This window comes from Pseudomonas cannabina (genome assembly GCF_900100365.1).
GTDB lineage: Bacteria > Pseudomonadota > Gammaproteobacteria > Pseudomonadales > Pseudomonadaceae > Aquipseudomonas > Aquipseudomonas cannabina.
Genome location: NZ_FNKU01000007.1, coordinates 22,711 through 37,423, shown reverse-complemented (window position 1 = coordinate 37,423; position 14,713 = coordinate 22,711). Strand labels below are relative to the sequence as shown.

20 protein-coding genes and 3 pseudogenes are annotated in these 14,713 nt (G+C 50.3%); 9 read left to right on the top strand and 14 right to left on the bottom strand.

Translation table 11 applies throughout. From position 1 onward, the window contains the following. Both BLT55_RS30410 and BLT55_RS30405 read left to right on the top strand, forming a co-directional pair. Positions 1-461 (top strand): annotated as a pseudogene (locus tag BLT55_RS30410) (transposase); the annotation flags it as partial. A 269-nt stretch (positions 462-730) separates the two neighbouring features. Further along, positions 731-1,982, top strand: a pseudogene (locus BLT55_RS30405) (IS91 family transposase). Positions 1,983-2,943: 961 nt separating this feature from the next. Here the strand turns inward: BLT55_RS30405 and BLT55_RS30395 are convergent. The 6 genes from BLT55_RS30395 to BLT55_RS30375 form a co-directional block, all read right to left on the bottom strand. Continuing rightward, entirely contained in the window at positions 2,944-3,141 is a 198-nt protein-coding gene (locus tag BLT55_RS30395; RefSeq protein ID WP_005759570.1) for a hypothetical protein, read from the bottom strand. A gap of 150 nt (positions 3,142-3,291) precedes the next feature. Further along, positions 3,292-3,606 (bottom strand): helix-turn-helix transcriptional regulator, encoded by a 315-nt coding sequence (locus BLT55_RS30390; RefSeq protein WP_104442851.1) that lies wholly within the window; start codon positions 3,604-3,606, stop codon positions 3,292-3,294. Between the two features lie 197 nt (positions 3,607-3,803). Beyond that, positions 3,804-4,094 (bottom strand): hypothetical protein, encoded by a 291-nt coding sequence (locus BLT55_RS34355; RefSeq protein WP_244159041.1) that lies wholly within the window; start codon positions 4,092-4,094, stop codon positions 3,804-3,806. A 482-nt stretch (positions 4,095-4,576) separates the two neighbouring features. Beyond that, complete coding sequence (locus BLT55_RS34350) at positions 4,577-4,852, bottom strand: replication initiator protein A (protein ID WP_244159040.1); 276 nt, start codon at positions 4,850-4,852, stop codon at positions 4,577-4,579. Beyond that, on the bottom strand, positions 4,842-5,123 hold the full coding sequence (locus BLT55_RS34345; RefSeq protein ID WP_244159039.1) for a hypothetical protein: 282 nt from the start codon (positions 5,121-5,123) through the stop codon (positions 4,842-4,844). Before BLT55_RS34345 ends, BLT55_RS34350 begins: the two co-directional genes overlap by 11 nt. 24 nt (positions 5,124-5,147) lie before the next feature. Then, positions 5,148-5,489 (bottom strand): hypothetical protein, encoded by a 342-nt coding sequence (locus tag BLT55_RS30375; RefSeq protein ID WP_074801991.1) that lies wholly within the window; start codon positions 5,487-5,489, stop codon positions 5,148-5,150. A 513-nt stretch (positions 5,490-6,002) separates the two neighbouring features. Here BLT55_RS30375 and BLT55_RS30370 point away from each other — a divergent pair. From BLT55_RS30370 to BLT55_RS30360, 3 genes are read left to right on the top strand one after another with little or no spacing between them, the layout of a single operon-like run. Next, positions 6,003-6,233, top strand: a complete 231-nt coding sequence (locus tag BLT55_RS30370; RefSeq protein WP_004668272.1) for a hypothetical protein — start codon at positions 6,003-6,005, stop codon at positions 6,231-6,233. Continuing rightward, positions 6,220-6,546 carry a type II toxin-antitoxin system PemK/MazF family toxin gene (locus BLT55_RS30365; RefSeq protein ID WP_004668271.1) on the top strand — a complete coding sequence of 109 codons (327 nt, stop codon included), beginning with the start codon at positions 6,220-6,222 and terminating at the stop codon, positions 6,544-6,546. The genes BLT55_RS30370 and BLT55_RS30365 overlap by 14 nt, the downstream gene beginning before the upstream one ends. 43 nt (positions 6,547-6,589) lie before the next feature. Next, entirely contained in the window at positions 6,590-7,066 is a 477-nt protein-coding gene (locus tag BLT55_RS30360; RefSeq protein ID WP_054999195.1) for a hypothetical protein, read from the top strand. A gap of 184 nt (positions 7,067-7,250) precedes the next feature. Here the strand turns inward: BLT55_RS30360 and BLT55_RS30355 are convergent, their stop codons facing one another. Both BLT55_RS30355 and BLT55_RS30350 read right to left on the bottom strand, forming a co-directional pair. Then, positions 7,251-7,541 (bottom strand): type II toxin-antitoxin system RelE/ParE family toxin, encoded by a 291-nt coding sequence (locus BLT55_RS30355; protein WP_054999196.1) that lies wholly within the window; start codon positions 7,539-7,541, stop codon positions 7,251-7,253. Beyond that, entirely contained in the window at positions 7,529-7,819 is a 291-nt protein-coding gene (locus tag BLT55_RS30350; RefSeq protein WP_054999197.1) for a CopG family ribbon-helix-helix protein, read from the bottom strand. The genes BLT55_RS30355 and BLT55_RS30350 overlap by 13 nt, the downstream gene beginning before the upstream one ends. Before the next feature lie 352 nt (positions 7,820-8,171). Between BLT55_RS30350 and ddp1 the strand changes: the two genes are divergently transcribed. Genes ddp1 through BLT55_RS34340 form a run of 3 tightly spaced genes read left to right on the top strand, consistent with a single transcriptional unit; the run spans position 8,172 to position 9,875 of the window. Then, positions 8,172-8,711, top strand: coding sequence for a DNA distortion polypeptide 1 (ddp1, locus tag BLT55_RS30345; protein ID WP_054999198.1), 540 nt, complete (start codon positions 8,172-8,174; stop codon positions 8,709-8,711). Between the two features lie 2 nt (positions 8,712-8,713). Then, positions 8,714-9,529, top strand: a complete 816-nt coding sequence (gene mobP1, locus BLT55_RS30340; protein ID WP_223862830.1) for a MobP1 family relaxase — start codon at positions 8,714-8,716, stop codon at positions 9,527-9,529. Then, complete coding sequence (locus BLT55_RS34340) at positions 9,513-9,875, top strand: hypothetical protein (protein WP_223862831.1); 363 nt, start codon at positions 9,513-9,515, stop codon at positions 9,873-9,875. The genes mobP1 and BLT55_RS34340 overlap by 17 nt, the downstream gene beginning before the upstream one ends. A gap of 7 nt (positions 9,876-9,882) precedes the next feature. On the opposite strand, the gene BLT55_RS34335 is transcribed toward BLT55_RS34340, so the two are convergent. After that, a complete protein-coding gene (locus BLT55_RS34335; RefSeq protein ID WP_223862832.1) occupies positions 9,883-10,083 on the bottom strand; it encodes an FxLYD domain-containing protein in 201 nt (66 codons plus the stop codon). A 53-nt stretch (positions 10,084-10,136) separates the two neighbouring features. Between BLT55_RS34335 and BLT55_RS30330 the strand changes: the two are divergent. Next, positions 10,137-11,114, top strand: a pseudogene (locus tag BLT55_RS30330) (IS5 family transposase). A 672-nt stretch (positions 11,115-11,786) separates the two neighbouring features. Here the strand turns inward: BLT55_RS30330 and BLT55_RS33285 are convergent. The 5 genes from BLT55_RS33285 to BLT55_RS30305 all read right to left on the bottom strand — a co-directional run bounded on the left by BLT55_RS33285 (position 11,787) and on the right by BLT55_RS30305 (position 14,690). After that, on the bottom strand, positions 11,787-11,960 hold the full coding sequence (locus tag BLT55_RS33285; RefSeq protein WP_122377688.1) for a ribosome modulation factor: 174 nt from the start codon (positions 11,958-11,960) through the stop codon (positions 11,787-11,789). A gap of 348 nt (positions 11,961-12,308) precedes the next feature. Next, positions 12,309-12,587, bottom strand: a complete 279-nt coding sequence (locus BLT55_RS30320; RefSeq protein WP_055000329.1) for a hypothetical protein — start codon at positions 12,585-12,587, stop codon at positions 12,309-12,311. A 79-nt stretch (positions 12,588-12,666) separates the two neighbouring features. Beyond that, positions 12,667-13,320 (bottom strand): division plane positioning ATPase MipZ, encoded by a 654-nt coding sequence (locus tag BLT55_RS30315; protein WP_005759583.1) that lies wholly within the window; start codon positions 13,318-13,320, stop codon positions 12,667-12,669. Between the two features lie 641 nt (positions 13,321-13,961). Next, entirely contained in the window at positions 13,962-14,153 is a 192-nt protein-coding gene (locus BLT55_RS30310; protein WP_020313370.1) for a hypothetical protein, read from the bottom strand. Positions 14,154-14,237: 84 nt separating this feature from the next. Beyond that, positions 14,238-14,690 (bottom strand): H-NS family histone-like protein, encoded by a 453-nt coding sequence (locus tag BLT55_RS30305; RefSeq protein ID WP_044319875.1) that lies wholly within the window; start codon positions 14,688-14,690, stop codon positions 14,238-14,240. Positions 14,691-14,713 lie beyond the last annotated feature (23 nt).

Here is a 14,713-nt window from a genome sequence, read left to right as displayed (position 1 = left end):
AAAGACCGTCAATTACCTGGGCCGCTACCTGAAAAAACCGCCCATCTCGGGCAGTCGTCTGGCGCATTACACCTCCGGAGCCACGTTGAGCTTTACCTACCTGGATCACCGCACGCAGACCTATCAGCAGGAAACGCTGAGCCAGGCCGACATGCTGCGCCGGGTGGTGCAGCACATCCCGGAAAAGCATTTCCGGATGATCCGGTATTTTGGTTTTCTGGCCAATCGGTGTGTGGGAAATACCTGCCGAAGGTGTATGAAGCATTGAAGATGGCGACGCCAGACCGACACCGAAGCTGTATTTTGTGCAGATGGCCAAAGCCTTTCTAAACGTCGATCCGTTCCGTTGCGTGCTGTGTGGCGCGCGGATGGTATACACGGCGGCAATCAGCGGGCTGACGGTACAGGGACTGGTCCTCAACGCTCAGGCGATCGCGCAGATGAGGTACGTGAAGCCCTGACAGGGGGAAGGTGCGTCCGCACCTAGGCTTCGCGGTGAAATAACCTGCATTAACGCTGATTTATAGGGATTTTCACTGCATAAGTAACGCATCAGCGTCTTCCTACACATCGCTATGAAGGCATGACGCCTCCTTCCAAGCGTCAGCTTGATGCATAGGCATTTTGAAATTCCTATGCATGAACGACATGTTTCCCGACGCTTCTTGCGTAAGCGTTTCGATGAGAGAAGGGCCAGGCGGATTCGCCATCACCGCCGTCATTCACCACGATGAGGAGCCGCCCTGCTGACGTGGCCTCTGCACCGCCTGCTTACAAACCTCGACCGCTCAAAAACCTCTTCACGGCCAACGGCTGCTGGGCAGATTTGCTGGAGGCCGGCGGTCTGCGCCAAATCGAAGTGGAGTCGATCAGCAAAATGCTCGCCTGCGGCACCTCGATACTGGGCGTCAAACACTACACCTGCGCCAATGAGCATTGCCCACACGTCAAATACCTGTGCAACACCTGCCATTGCCGGGCCTGTCCTTCCTGCGGCAAAAAAGGCCACCGACCAGTGGATCGCCGTGCAAAACAACCGTCTGCCCGACTGCCCCTGGCAGCATCTGGTGTTCACGCTGCCCGACACGCTGTGGTCCCTGTTCTTCTACAACCGCTGGCTGCTCGATGCGCTGTTTCGTCTGGCGGCCGATAACCTGATCTACACCGCCAGGCGGCGCGGTTTGCGCGTCGGGATTTTCGGGGGGCTGCCACCTATGGCCGGCGGCTCAACTGGCATCCCCACGTCCACCTGTCGGTGACCGCGGGCGGCCTGGATGAGCAGGGCGTCTGGAAAAATCTGTCGTTCCACAAAGAGGCCCTGCGGCGGCGCTGGATGTGGTTGGTGCGCGATTACCTGCTGGGACAGCCGCTTTCGCAATTGACGATGCCGCCGCAGCTGGCCCACATCCACTGTGAAAGCGACTGGCACCGTCTGATACTGACCGCTGGCGGCCAGCACTGGCACATCCACTTGTCGAAGAAGACGGAAAACGGCCGAAAGACCGTCAATTACCTGGGCCGCTACCTGAAAAAACCGCCCATCTCGGGCAGTCGTCTGGCGCATTACACCTCCGGAGCCACGTTGAGCTTTACCTACCTGGATCACCGCACGCAGACCTATCAGCAGGAAACGCTGAGCCAGGCCGACATGCTGCGCCGGGTGGTGCAGCACATCCCGGAAAAGCATTTCCGGATGATCCGGTATTTTGGTTTTCTGGCCAATCGGGTGTGTGGGAAATACCTGCCGAAGGTGTATGAAGCATTGAAGATGGCGACGCCAGGACCGACACCGAAGCTGTATTTTGGCAGATGGCCAAAGCCTTTCTAAACGTCGATCCGTTCCGTTGCGTGCTGTGTGGCGCGCGGATGGTATACACGGCGGCAATCAGCGGGCTGACGTGCAGGGACTGGTCCTCAACGCTCAGGCGATCGCGCAGATGAGGTACGTGAAGCCTGACAGGGGAAGGTGCGTCCGCACCTAGGCTTCGCGGTGAAATAACCTGCATTAACGCTTTCTGATAGGGATTTCACTGCATATGTAAACGCCTCAGCGTCTTACTACGCATCGCTATGAAGGCATGACGCCTCCGTCATAGCGTCAGCCTGATGCATAGGCATTTTGAAATTCCTATGTGTAGCGGCCTGCAATCGAAATGGCCCGGACCTGCAATCATCGCGTTTTTCGACCAGATTGATTGCATCTATCCGAGCCAGCAAACCGGGATTATTTGCGAATGAACCTGCGTTCATCTGGTTCGACCTGCAATCGATTGTCATGAACCGGAATTATTTGCGAGTGATCGCTCGCCGCTTATGTCTCATTTGAGCACACCCTTGTGAGACGTATGGCCGAGACGCTTTTTGCGTCTCAATAGGGCGGTTTTTAATTTTTGATACAGTACGTTCACAAATTCTAGAGTCTAAAGAGACAAACTTGACGATGGCACCTTACGGAGGTAAGAGGTTGGAGCTTCCAACAGCAGCGCTACCGGGCTACCGGACTGAATCGTGTGATCGCAGTACAGGGTGCGGAGCAATGAAACAGAAAGTGCACTAAGCCGAGTGCATCCGCGTAAACCCCGCTAAAATCATCGGTTTTCAGTCGCATTTAATCCTGGTCGGCCGCTCTCGATTGCAGGTCGAAGTGGGTGGATGCAGGTTCGTTTGCAGTCAATGCTGGTTCGCGGTGCCGGATAGACGCAATTAATCCCGGTCGAAAAACGCGATGATTGCAGGTCCGGGCCATTTCGATTGCAGGTCGTTACACCTATGCATGAACCACCACACGTGTATTTGCTCGCCTTGAGCTGGATGGTTATAGTGAAATCAGCCATGACGGCATCGCCGAATGCCTTCGCTTGCGCCGGGGAGAGCCGGGTAAGGTCGGACGTGTCGCGCTTTACGATTTGTCTGACCTGTGAACGATCCTTCATGGGAAGCCTCTCACTCGCCGCCAATCATCGGCGCATAGTCGATGCCGTAGTTTTTCAGCAGCGCTTCCTGGATCACCTTGCGTTTCGGGATGTTGCGCTCAAAGGCTTCCTTGGCCACGTGGTAATGCACATCGGCATCGAGCATGACGCGCACCTCTGCCGAGCGCCACTTGGCCTTTCCGTCTTCGGTTTCGAACTCATTCAACATGCCATTTCCTCATCCCGGTTAATTTTGTTAGCGGGCTGTTCCTCGCTGGTATCCATTAGGTCACAGGGGGGGAAATGCTGTCATGTAGCCAATTTTGGCTACTTGACATTTTCCTTAAAATCAGGCTGTTGACTCTAAGGAGACGCTGATTTATTCTAAAACCCAGCTGTTGCCCCCCAGATAAATCAAGGCCTCCAGAGCGTTGCAGGGACGAAAAATCGAATAAATCAGCGCCTCCCTAAGCATACAAATATCACGAAGCTCAAAAAGGTTATGAATTTCGAATTTGTCTTTAGCTCTAGACAGATAAACTCGAACCGTATGCGGGGATATACCCACTTCAATGGCAATCGTTCTCAACGAAAAGCCATGTGAATACATGATTACCGCTTTGCCCTCCTGCGGTGAAAGTTCAGGGAGCAGATCAGTTGTCCACTCTTCTTGCCCTTCCAGAAAAATCGCCATTTCAAAATCCCTCATGCACGACAGTACACACCCTATAAGAGCCTCCGGCATCCGTCTCTTATGTTGAGTGCTTTTGTCGAATGGATTAGTCTCCTTAGGGAGACGCTGATTTATTCTAAAACCCAGCTGTTGCCCCCAGATAAATCAAGGCCTCCAGAGCGTTGCAGGGACGAAAAATCGAATAAATCAGCGCCTCCTTAGAGGCCGAAGAGCCGGAAGGCTATACGTTTTTCAGACAACCACTCAGCCACCGCCTTGCCCGAATGTGCAAGCACCACCAGCACCAGGCACGTTACAAATGTGTAGACGGTCGGTGCACCCGCCTTCGCGGTATGCACGTAGGTAAGGCCATCATGCCAATACAAAATGGCAGAGGTGACGACGCCGAAAAATGTGATCAACCCTTTGAAGCTGTGCAGCACACCCAATGGCACGGCGAGCGCCATAAAAAGAACAAAGGCAGCGGCATATCGGACCGCTTTGAACAATGCCTTTACCACCGACCAACACAACGTCCCGAACGACCGGTTTTTTCGAGGGTGCCTTTGCCCCGTCGAACTAGCGTGCAGGCCTTCCGCTGTTTGGCATCAGGAAACTCACCACGTTATCGGGACGGGGTCGTCTTCTTGGCCCGGGAATTTCACGACATTACTCATGACGCACCGCCTTGGTTTTCACCACATGCACTAGATCTGTTTTCTCATCAATCCAGCAGGTCCAGCATGTAACTACGCTAAGGTCAGACAACGCTTTCTTTAAAGTCTGCCGAAATTTGAAAAGCTCACCTGTTTCACTCCCACACATACCTTAAGCGTCTCGACCTTGTACTGAAATGGCTTTTCATGAGTACTATAAAAGCCATGTAACCACAAAGCCAACGCTTTGCCTTTAAGAGATTGCCGCTCTTCGGTATCTAGGCCAGTCCATAGTCCATCCGCAAAAAAAACAGAAAATTTAGGATTGACCATAATCACATATTCCCGCGTATTTCATCACGGTACATTTCATTTAACAACGTACCAAGATAAAAACGCTGACCATCCCCTAATTCGATTCCATAGAGTGAAAGACGAGCCAATACATCGTTCAACCACAGGTAGTTAGCCTTGCCAACGTCGCGATTAATAGCTCGCAGAAAACTACCCGCTGTGAAACGTACTTTCGTACCCAAAGTCTGATCTTGGTGGCGGTGTAGGCACTCCAAAAAAACATCCAAATCTGACTGATCGAGTTGTTCACCCGTCACGGACAAGGAAAGACCTTGAATCGTAACCTTGTGGACCTTTTCTCGTACTTGCGTTTCCCTTTTTCGACCACACGAATAGAGAGCTGCGCAAAATGGCATTAGCCATAGCCCGACGATCATCACCAGGTGATGGCAGAACAAGAGACAAACGAAAAGCTATCTCATCCTCAGCGACTTGAACGCCGTAAACAAGATTGCGCTCGTCGCAAGCCGGTTGCACCGAATCTTGCTGCTCTGCTACCTCACTTCTTTTTTTAGCTTTCTCGGCCATGGCCTTTAACCGACCTTCAAGGGCTTAGTCATGAGTTCCCCCTTTCAAAGGACACGCCTCAACCTGTACACTCTGCAATGCCATCATTGCTTTGTCCTCATACTGCTTTGTTGGTATTCCTGCCCTTCTACTTTCCACGGTGTAGGGCAGGAATTTATTTTTCTGCGGCGTTTTTAAGCTCAGCTTTCTTAATAACCCCCTAATAGCGCCAACAGAGACAACCGTCTTTTTATGCGTAGCGATCCATAGCGCTATAGCGTCATATGACAGTCCTTCATGCCTCAATCTCAAAATATCGACTTCAAATCGACTACCCTCATGGTGTTTTCCCCTCATTTTAGCAACCATCTGCATCTGCATCTGCATCTTTTTTATCCTCGGTGGGACTTCCTGTCAAGCCTTTATCCATAGCAATCACCTCAGCACGGGATAGCACCGATGATCGTACGGTATAGCGGGTAGCTCAGTACGGTATAGCGGGTAGCTCAGTACGGTATAGCGGGTAGCTCAGTACGGTATAGCGGGTAGCTCAGTACGGTATAGCGGGTAGCTCAGTACGGTATACATATGGCTGTAAGCCTCTATAAATAAGGCTTTCAGATTTAGTGGCACTTTGACCTAGAAGCTTTTTAGAAAAAAGATATAGAAAAAAGACGCGCGTGGACCCCTCGCCTCTGTGGATAACTTTTTTGGCCCTCGAAGCAAAATCACAAGCAACGTCCAGAGCATTCGTGCTGCGCACTCACCCGCCTCAACCCCGCAAGCGGGGGTGGCCTGACCACTGATCGCGCCTTAGGCGGGATCGTGGAGGCTTGCTTATTTTCGAGATCGCACTGAGAATAGTACGTTATACGCATAACGCATAACGAGGTTGTAGCCATGCACAAGCGAATGACAATTACGCTGGATGAGGATGTTTACGATGGGCTGTACAGAACGGTAGGTAAACGCAAGATGAGCCAATTCATTGAGGACTTACTGAGGCCCCACGTTGTGGGTAAGTCACTCGATCTTGGCTATCAAGCTATGGCGGCAGACACGGCACGCGAAACCGCTGCAATCAACTGGTGCAATGCCCTGTCCGAGGATATGCGCGATGCTTCGCGGTGAAGTCTGGTGGGTTGAATTCGATCCTTCTGTTGGCAGTGAGATTAAAAAAACGCGGCCAGCAGTGATCGTGAGCAACGATTCAGCTAACCGCCATTTGGCACGGGTCGTTGTTGTACCGTTAACCAGCAGTACCGAGAGAACGTATCCCGGTGAAGCGCTCATAACGCTTGAAGGGCAAAGCAGTAAAGCGATGGCCGACCAGATAATGGCAGCGGACAAGAAGCGTTTAAAGAACCGGTTAGGTAAACTATCCAAGGTTGATATGGTAGCCGTTGAAAATGCTATCAGTGTCCATTTGGCGATGCCGCTTTGATCGAACACTAGGTTAGCGGGCAACCAGCTTTAGGAGATATCGCATGATGACTCATGATGAGTTGATAAATGACCTATATGAAATTGTTGATGTTTGTTCGCGTATTCGTGGCGAGTTTAGAACATTGATGACCAGCGCGATAAATGAATTTTTCATGGAGCTTTTGGCAGAAAAAACCATTGACCAGGCCCTTCACACCGAGCTGGTCAAAACATTAGAGTCAGGCTGTTTTACATTCGATTGTCATTGGGCTGTCAGCTTGTCACCGGGCGGCGAGGCTAGAGGACCCTTGGAGGCAGAGGCGCGTCATTTTTTGGATATGGCCGTAGAAGTCGCTGTTTTTGAGTCAATACTCGATGAGTTGGATGAGGATATGAACTCAGTGACGGTTTCGAATGTTGAAGCCGAAATCGACGCGTTCGTTGGCAAAATAGGCCTAGACTTTGCAGATGGACGTTTAAAGGAAATTCACTATGATTTTCTTTTAAATTGGATTGAAACCATTTCATTGATATTTTGAATTCAGGGCGCAATTGGGGTCAGAGTTCAATAGGACTTGCCGTCTATCACATACGTAAGTAGGGAGGCTTTCTGGCTTTACGCTCGGCGTCAATTGTTTCGAGCATTGCAAGGCCTGCATGCTGGTCGAAAACTCTCTCGGTCTTTTTTCCGTGATGCCTTGAGTGTACCACTGAAAACCAGCATCAATAGCCAACTTCTTTTTGATGCCGGACCGCTACGACAACTATTTCGTTTGTGTCGTAGCGGTATAGAATCACATAGCCACTGTCGCCAAAATCAATTAACCATTCCCGATACTCGGTTGCCATCCTATCGGCTAGCCTACCTACTTCCGGTTGTTCGGCAATAATCCTAATATCCTCCCTGATAGTTTTAACTGCTCGTCTTGCGGCTTCTGGATTATTTAGCGCCAAGAACCGATAAAGGCGTTGAATATCGCGCAACGCAGAGGGCGACCAGATCAGTTGTGGCATGCAGGTGGCTCTACGTCTTTACCTGCTTCCAGTTGAGCTAACCATGTCTCGACTTCTTCCAGAGTCAGATGCAGACCGGTGGCCTTATATTCATTCCATGCGTGAATAGCTTCTTGCCGAAACGCCTGACGCTTTTCTTCGCGCTCAACGTACTGTTTTATAGCTTCGCGCATCATCCAATGCGGTGTCCGCTGTTGTGATTTTGCAAGCTGCTGGATTCGATCACGCATCCCAAAATCCAGTTTTACTGCCATGGGTTGATTTGTTGCCGCTTTCATAAGGAATAACCTCTGGGTATAGAAAGGTAATACCGCATTATAGAATCATTAGGTTTTTCTGTCGAATCCTCAGCGCCGCCGAAACTCGTTTCGGCTGGTGATGTGGATTGAACAACCGAAGCGCAGCGCAGGGCGTTAGGCATGAGGCTTTTCACCAGAATAGGCCGTTGGCTACACGCCGTGTTCACGGCTTAGCCCATGCCCAGCTTGCTTTTCAGCTCTCCGTGCGTTAAAGATAGTGTGATGGAAGGACGCAAATTTTAAGATCGGATGCAGGATAGGGAGAGAGGCCCAAATTGACGCCACTGCGTGTCTCAATTTGGGCTGTCTCCCCGCTGCCGGAGGCTCTTGTATGAGTGCAAAAACTGAAAAAAAGGTGTGCTTTAGAATCAGTTCGGAAGCGCATGAGCGGGCAGTAGCTAAAATATCAAAGAGCGGTACAACGATAAGTGCGTTGGCGAAGCTGTTTGTGCTAAGAATTGCAGAAGAAGACAGCGTCGAAGAATTAAATTTAAGTGAAAATAGCGAACGGCTTAGATTTTCGTTATCAACGGAAGAAAAGGAAGCGATTGCCTATCATGCACATTTGAATGACTGGTCCATGTCCAGGGAGTGCCGGTTCAGGATTGTTTCATCGCTGTCGGCTTCGTCGAAATTATTGCCTGATGAAATCAAGAAAATAAGAGGACTCAGGGCGGCTATTGATGCGGTCGGTCGTAACATTCGCCATATGATGTTCCAATCGAAAAAGCTAGACATGAACGACACGGCGTTTCTTAAAGAAATTGAAACATTGAACAGCTATATGGCCATGGCGATTAAGAAAATAGATGAGTTGCAGGAGGTCTCTGTAGATCGCTGGAGCTTTAACCGTAAGGGCATGAAGGGCTAGTTATGGGCGTGCATGTCGAAAAAGAATGGCGGGTCAAAAGGGCGCGTGCCGATAAGGCGTCAAAGAGCGCTTTTGCATTCAAAGTCAACCAACACAAAAAGAATAATGGCAAGTCAACCGGAGCTATTCGGCAATTACCCAGTAAGGAAATGATGGTAAAAATCACTGGCTCAGCTTCCACCGCTAGCGGTATTAAAAACGCCATAGACTACATGTCTCATGATGGGGAACTCAGTCTCTATGACGATGAAGGTAATGAATGGAATGGATCGGAAGGGCTTTCCGAATTGAAGGACAACATGATTCACTCAGGAACCATTGCCCCTACTGCAAAGGCAAATGAAGACGTGGACCAGCTTAAAAAGCAAACACATAATATTGTGTTCTCGCCGCCCCCATCAGAAAAGGTGTCGCGTGAGGAACTGTTTGATACAGTGAGGGAAACACTTAAAGAAAAATACCCTGACAATGCGTTTGTCATGGCCTACCACGACAATACGGAAAAACCACATGTCCATGTGGTTTTGAAAATATCGGACAAAAACGGTCAACGGATGGACATCAAGAAACAAGACCTGCGGCAATTGCGCACCACCATGAGCCTAAAGTTGCAAGGGCTTGGCTACAATGTGAAAGCAACCCATATGCGTGATTTTGCGTTGAAAGACCACCTTAAACATGGTCCTGAGCGGACACGTAACCTGTACGAAGTGGTTGAGTTTGGATCAGCCAGTTATCAGTTCGACAAAAAAAAAACGTTCGAACTATATCACCTACAAGACCCTCAATGGACAAAAAGAGGTGACCTTATGGGGTAAGACGCTGCTTGAGGAAATCGAACGGGAGAAAGTCGAGGTGGGTCATGTCATCAAGCTTAAAAAGGAAGGCGCTGTAGCCGTTGAGGTACCATCGTATGATAAAAATGGCGAAGTCCAGGGCTACAAGACAGTCAAGCGCAACGAATGGAAAATTGAAAATACCAGTATTGACGGGCCGGATAGAACAGTCACAATGGCAGAAACGTTAGAAAAAGCAGGAAAAAAAATTAACCTTCATACCCCTGAGCGTCAGAAAAAGCAGATGAAAGAGAAACTCCAATTCACTGAGGTGAAGGAAGAGGTGTTGCGGCCCAAGATTAAACTCGGGCCTAGGTTGAAATTCTGAGCGGTGTTCAGTAAGTGTCAACCTTGACCAAAACGAAGTGGTCATACGGGACGGTCACACCGGCGCTGAATTTCCATGTGTCTTTGGGTGCCAGGTTACTGGCAGTGGCAATGGCGTTCCCTACCAGAGCGTTATTGGCGTCGTACAAATTGAAATGTACGAAAACGTTCCCTAGGGAGGCGCTGCAAAAATAGCCAACTGTCCCCACCCTTGGCACACTAAGTTCCTTCAACAGCCTCCCTCTCCGTGAGCGTTACGCGCGTGCAGAAGACCTTCTCCGAACTCGAATATACCGGCAAGAAAAAGCAGACTCGCCGAGATCGCTTCCTGGCTGACCTTGAACAGTTGGTGCCCTAGGCCCTGCTGGAGGCGCAAGTGGCGCCGTTTTATAGCAACACCGCAGGCAAGCGCGGACGCCCTGCGATAGGGGTGTCGCGCATGTTGCGCATGTACGTCGTGCAGCAGTGTTTCGGTTTCTCCGATGAAGGTTGCGAAGATGCCGTCTACGACAGCCAGGCCATCCGCGGTTTTATGGGTATCGACCTGGGTCGCGAGTCTGCACCGGATGCCACCACCTTGCTGCGTTTTCGCCGCTTGCTGGAAGTCCATCAGCTAACCCGGCTGCTGTTTGAAACGATTAACCAGCATCTGGCCAGCCGGGGGCTGCTGCTCAAGGAAGGCACTATCGTCGACGCTACTCTGATCGCCGCGCCGCCCTCGGTCAAGAACCGAGAAGGCAAGCGTGATCCTGAGATGCATCAGGCCAGGAAAGGCAATCAATGGCACTTTGGGATGAAGGCCCACATTGGTGTAGACGCCACGTCGGGGCTGGTGCACAGCGTAGTAGGGACGGCCGCTAACGTGGCGGATGTCACCCAGGTTGGCCAGTTGCTTCACGGTGACGAAACCTATGTTTCGGGTGACGCTGGATACACCGGTGCGGCCAAGCGACCGGAGCATGCTGAACGGGACGTTATCTGGTCGATTGCAGAACGGCCAAGCAGTTACAAGCAGCACGGCGAAGGCAGCGTGCTGTATCGGGTCAAGCGCAAAATTGAATATGCCAAGGCGCAACTGCGTGCCAAGGTCGAGCACCCCTTCCAGGTAATCAAGGTGCGCTTCAATCATCGCAAGGTTCGCTACCGTGGGCTGGAAAAGAATACAGCGCAGTTGTTCAGTTTGTTTGGGTTGGCCAATCTGATGCTGGCCAAGCGGTATTTACAACAGACGGCAGGATAAATCCGTCTGAAAGGCGGGACTGGCCCGCCTTTCAGCAAAATGAGGGCAGAAATCTGCTCGAGAAACGTAAAATAAGGCCGGCAGGTTGAAAAAAACCGGCTTGGAAATGGGGACGGTGCGAACGGGTTAATTGTTCAGCGTCTCCCTAGCGCTTGATCCTTGGTGTTGGTTGCTGTACCTGTAATGTACGAAATCGACGGCGTTTGGCCTGGAACTGCTTGCAGGTGGCCTACTGTTACGGGTGATGGCTCACTGGCGATAGCCGCCGCTGAAAACACCATGCAGGCCGCAAGGGCGTAAATTGCTTTCATAGGTTAATCCTTTTTTTTATTGAGGTTCCAGAGATTTTTTACCTCATAATTACTTGATACGCAACGAGTTTCACAAGACCCAGCCTGACAGGCTCGGTTCATCTTTGGTGCCGTAAATGAATCTACGAAAACAGTTAGCTTTCAGGTTTCAGCCTGACCCGGCTAGCTATAACATAGCGGATGCGACTCAGATGGTCCTGTCCTTTCCAGTGTCTATCTCCGAACACCAACAGTTTATACCGACCGTCTGGCATCGTCTTGATGATATGGCACGGCATTACGTAGGTCTTCGTCCACCGGCAAACGTGCTGGCAGATCAATTGATGCGTGGCATTCGCTGCGGTCGGTACGTCCATCGTGCTTACTCCGTCGAAAACAAATCGAGTTGTTTGGCTTTCTGATAGCCCCGCAGCCATGAGTTTCTGAACTGAGGGGTCTTGTATGGACACTCTGCTAGTAGACGCCGGTTCACTGCATCCAGCGAGCCTTTTGCTTCTGCTGTGCGGTGGGGATTGTTGTCTTTTCGCCTATCCATGATCTTTCCTCTAAAGGCGGCTAAGGAGGCGCTGATTTATTCGATTTTTCGTCCCTGCAACGCTCTGGAGGCCTTGATTTATCTGGGGGCAACAGCTGGGTTTTAGAATAAATCAGCGTCTCCCTAAGCCACTTCATCAGCGCTTCTGCCACGCATGGCGGGGCCATGTGACCGGCGAACTCTCGCAGCAAGTACAGATACTTCGGGTCTGAAAGCTGGCATAGGGGTAGGTTACGGACTGTGTTATAGTCTCGCTCGGACATAATATTTCCCTCTCAGGATGCGTTGTGTTCCACGCTGGGGATGGTTCCCGCCATGCCCCGGCATCTATTCGGTGTCCCATCAAATCTACGTCATTACCTGTATTAAGAAGCGCGCTTTTTCGCTGTCGGATAGTGATTCAAAGGCGAGCAAAGATGCTCGTATGATTGTAATGCGCGTCTTCCCTGTTTCTGTTGTTAATTTGTTCAAGCTATTCAGGGTGTTTTCATCAAACCGGAATCCTACCATCGTGGATTTTTGTTTTTGATTGGGCCGCGCATCGCCCTTCACAATGAATTCAGCAACGGACTTCGATTCAGTCGTTGCTGTTGAATTGTTGTGTTTTTTGATTTTACTCAAATCCATATTGAACCACCGAAGTCCGCAAGTTAATGATTAATCATTTGTGATTCATCTTTGATTAATCATATATGCTATTCAATGATTAATCAAGCTTGGTTTGTATCTCGGTGAACAGTAGCTCGAGCTGGCCCTTCGCCTTGGAGGCGTTTTTTGCCCGTACCTCATGAACGCCCAATCCTTGGTTTATGGCCTTCTCGTAAGGCCTCAAATCAGAAACACATGAGCGTAATGGGGGTAGCATCTCAGGATTGGTTTTAAGGTACTCAGCGAGGTCTTGAGCATCAGTGTTGAATGATGATGTTGGGCATCGGTTGAAGAGGGTGAAGCCTTGCACACTGGAATTTTTTTTCTGTGCTTCTCGGACGATGGAAGACAAGCCATCAAGCGTAGCGATTTCAAGCAGTGAGGATGGTTTGACGGGTGTGAGAAATATGTCAGCTACGGTAAGTGCACTACGCAGCTCCATGCTGTCATGGCCCGCAGTGTCTACAAAAACCACATCAGTGACAGTCTCTAGCTTCCGAATGTCTTTGCTTATGTCGCCATAGCACGTCATGACCGGGATATCGGGAACGTCTTTTTCTGCGCGAAATCTCGTCCATACCTCCAGGTCCTGATTTTTATCAGCCCTCACTATGGCAACAGAGGCTGTTTTTTTTTGGAGCATTACCGCGAGATTGGCAATGAGAGTGGTCTTGCCTACACCCCCTTTGTGGGAGCCGAAAAGGATAATCATGGTGCTTGATACCTAGATAATCAATGAATAATCAAATACGATTCATCTGTGAATAATCTATGATTAGTCACTTATGAATAATCATAGATCAGTCTTTGATTAATCGCAACCGATTATTCTCTGATTAATCATTGATGATTCATGGCTGATTGGCCGCTGTCATAAGCAAGGTAGCCAATGCCATATGGCTCAAATGGGTAGTTCTTTCATGGGTGGCTCTTTAGGGTTGCGTTTAGGTAAATTGAGCCATGACTGATAAGCTAGGCCTACTTGGGTATACCTAAATGAGACATAAGCGGCGCGCGCTCACTCGCAATCAATCCATCAGGAAATTGCGCTTAACTGACTTCCCTGTTCCATTGCCCCCGGACCCCCTCTCCGCCTTCGCTACGAACAGGGGCTAGCCCCTGAAGCCCCGAGGTGCTGCAAGGAAATTGCCTCCGGGACCTGACAACCTCAGTGCTGTTCAATGTGGGTCCGTTGCGGTAAAGCTGGGTGATCATGGCGCGAAGTGATCTTGCGGAGGACCTGAGAGCGTCGAACGCGATCTATAAATGCGGCGCTACTGATAAAAGCTTAGACGGGGATATATAGCAGCAGTAAAAAGCCCCGAATCAACGGGAATAGGGCATACCACTTTCCTATTTCCTTCGGCCAATACGCATGACGACGAACACAGCGCCGAGGACCACAATGGCGATGGCGAGCCACAACATGAGCGCTAACATATCGCCGCGTACATAATCCATAAATTGGCTGAACGAAGTCAGATCGTGTTGGGCCGAATAAACGACAATGGCAGCAACGGCGATGATAATGAACACATACTGCATAGGCTTTCCTCCCTTTTCGCGGTTGCGAAAATCGGCCAGCCTCTACAGCGCCGACCTTGGTCTATGCGCCTTCCGAAAGACCGATTAAACGTCTAGGCTCTGCTGTTCCTCGGCTTTGATGAGGAAGTCACTCAGAGAAGCGCCATTTTCTATGGCCTGTGCGATCGGACGAGGCTTTCTGCCAACGCCTGCCCAGTACTTAGTCACCCCATCTTCGACGAACACATACTTCGGCTCGCGCTTCTGGGTCGAGGTGCGGCTTTTTTTCCGGGCTTTAGGCTCAAAGTCACCACCTGCCAACTGGCCGAGGTCAAAACCTTCACTTTCAATCAGTGCCAGCAGCTCTTGACGCTTGACCTCACGCGCTTCGCGCTCAAGCTTTTCAGCGGCGTATTCTTCTTTACGCTCGTCAAGGGCTACCCCTAGTTTTTCGTGTGCTTCCAGCAATAATTCATAATCATTTTCACGGACAAAAGCACGGATGCTGCGCACGTTGGACAACACACGCATGACGTCTTCGTAGGCATTAGCAGCCATAAATAAACCTCTCATAGCACTCA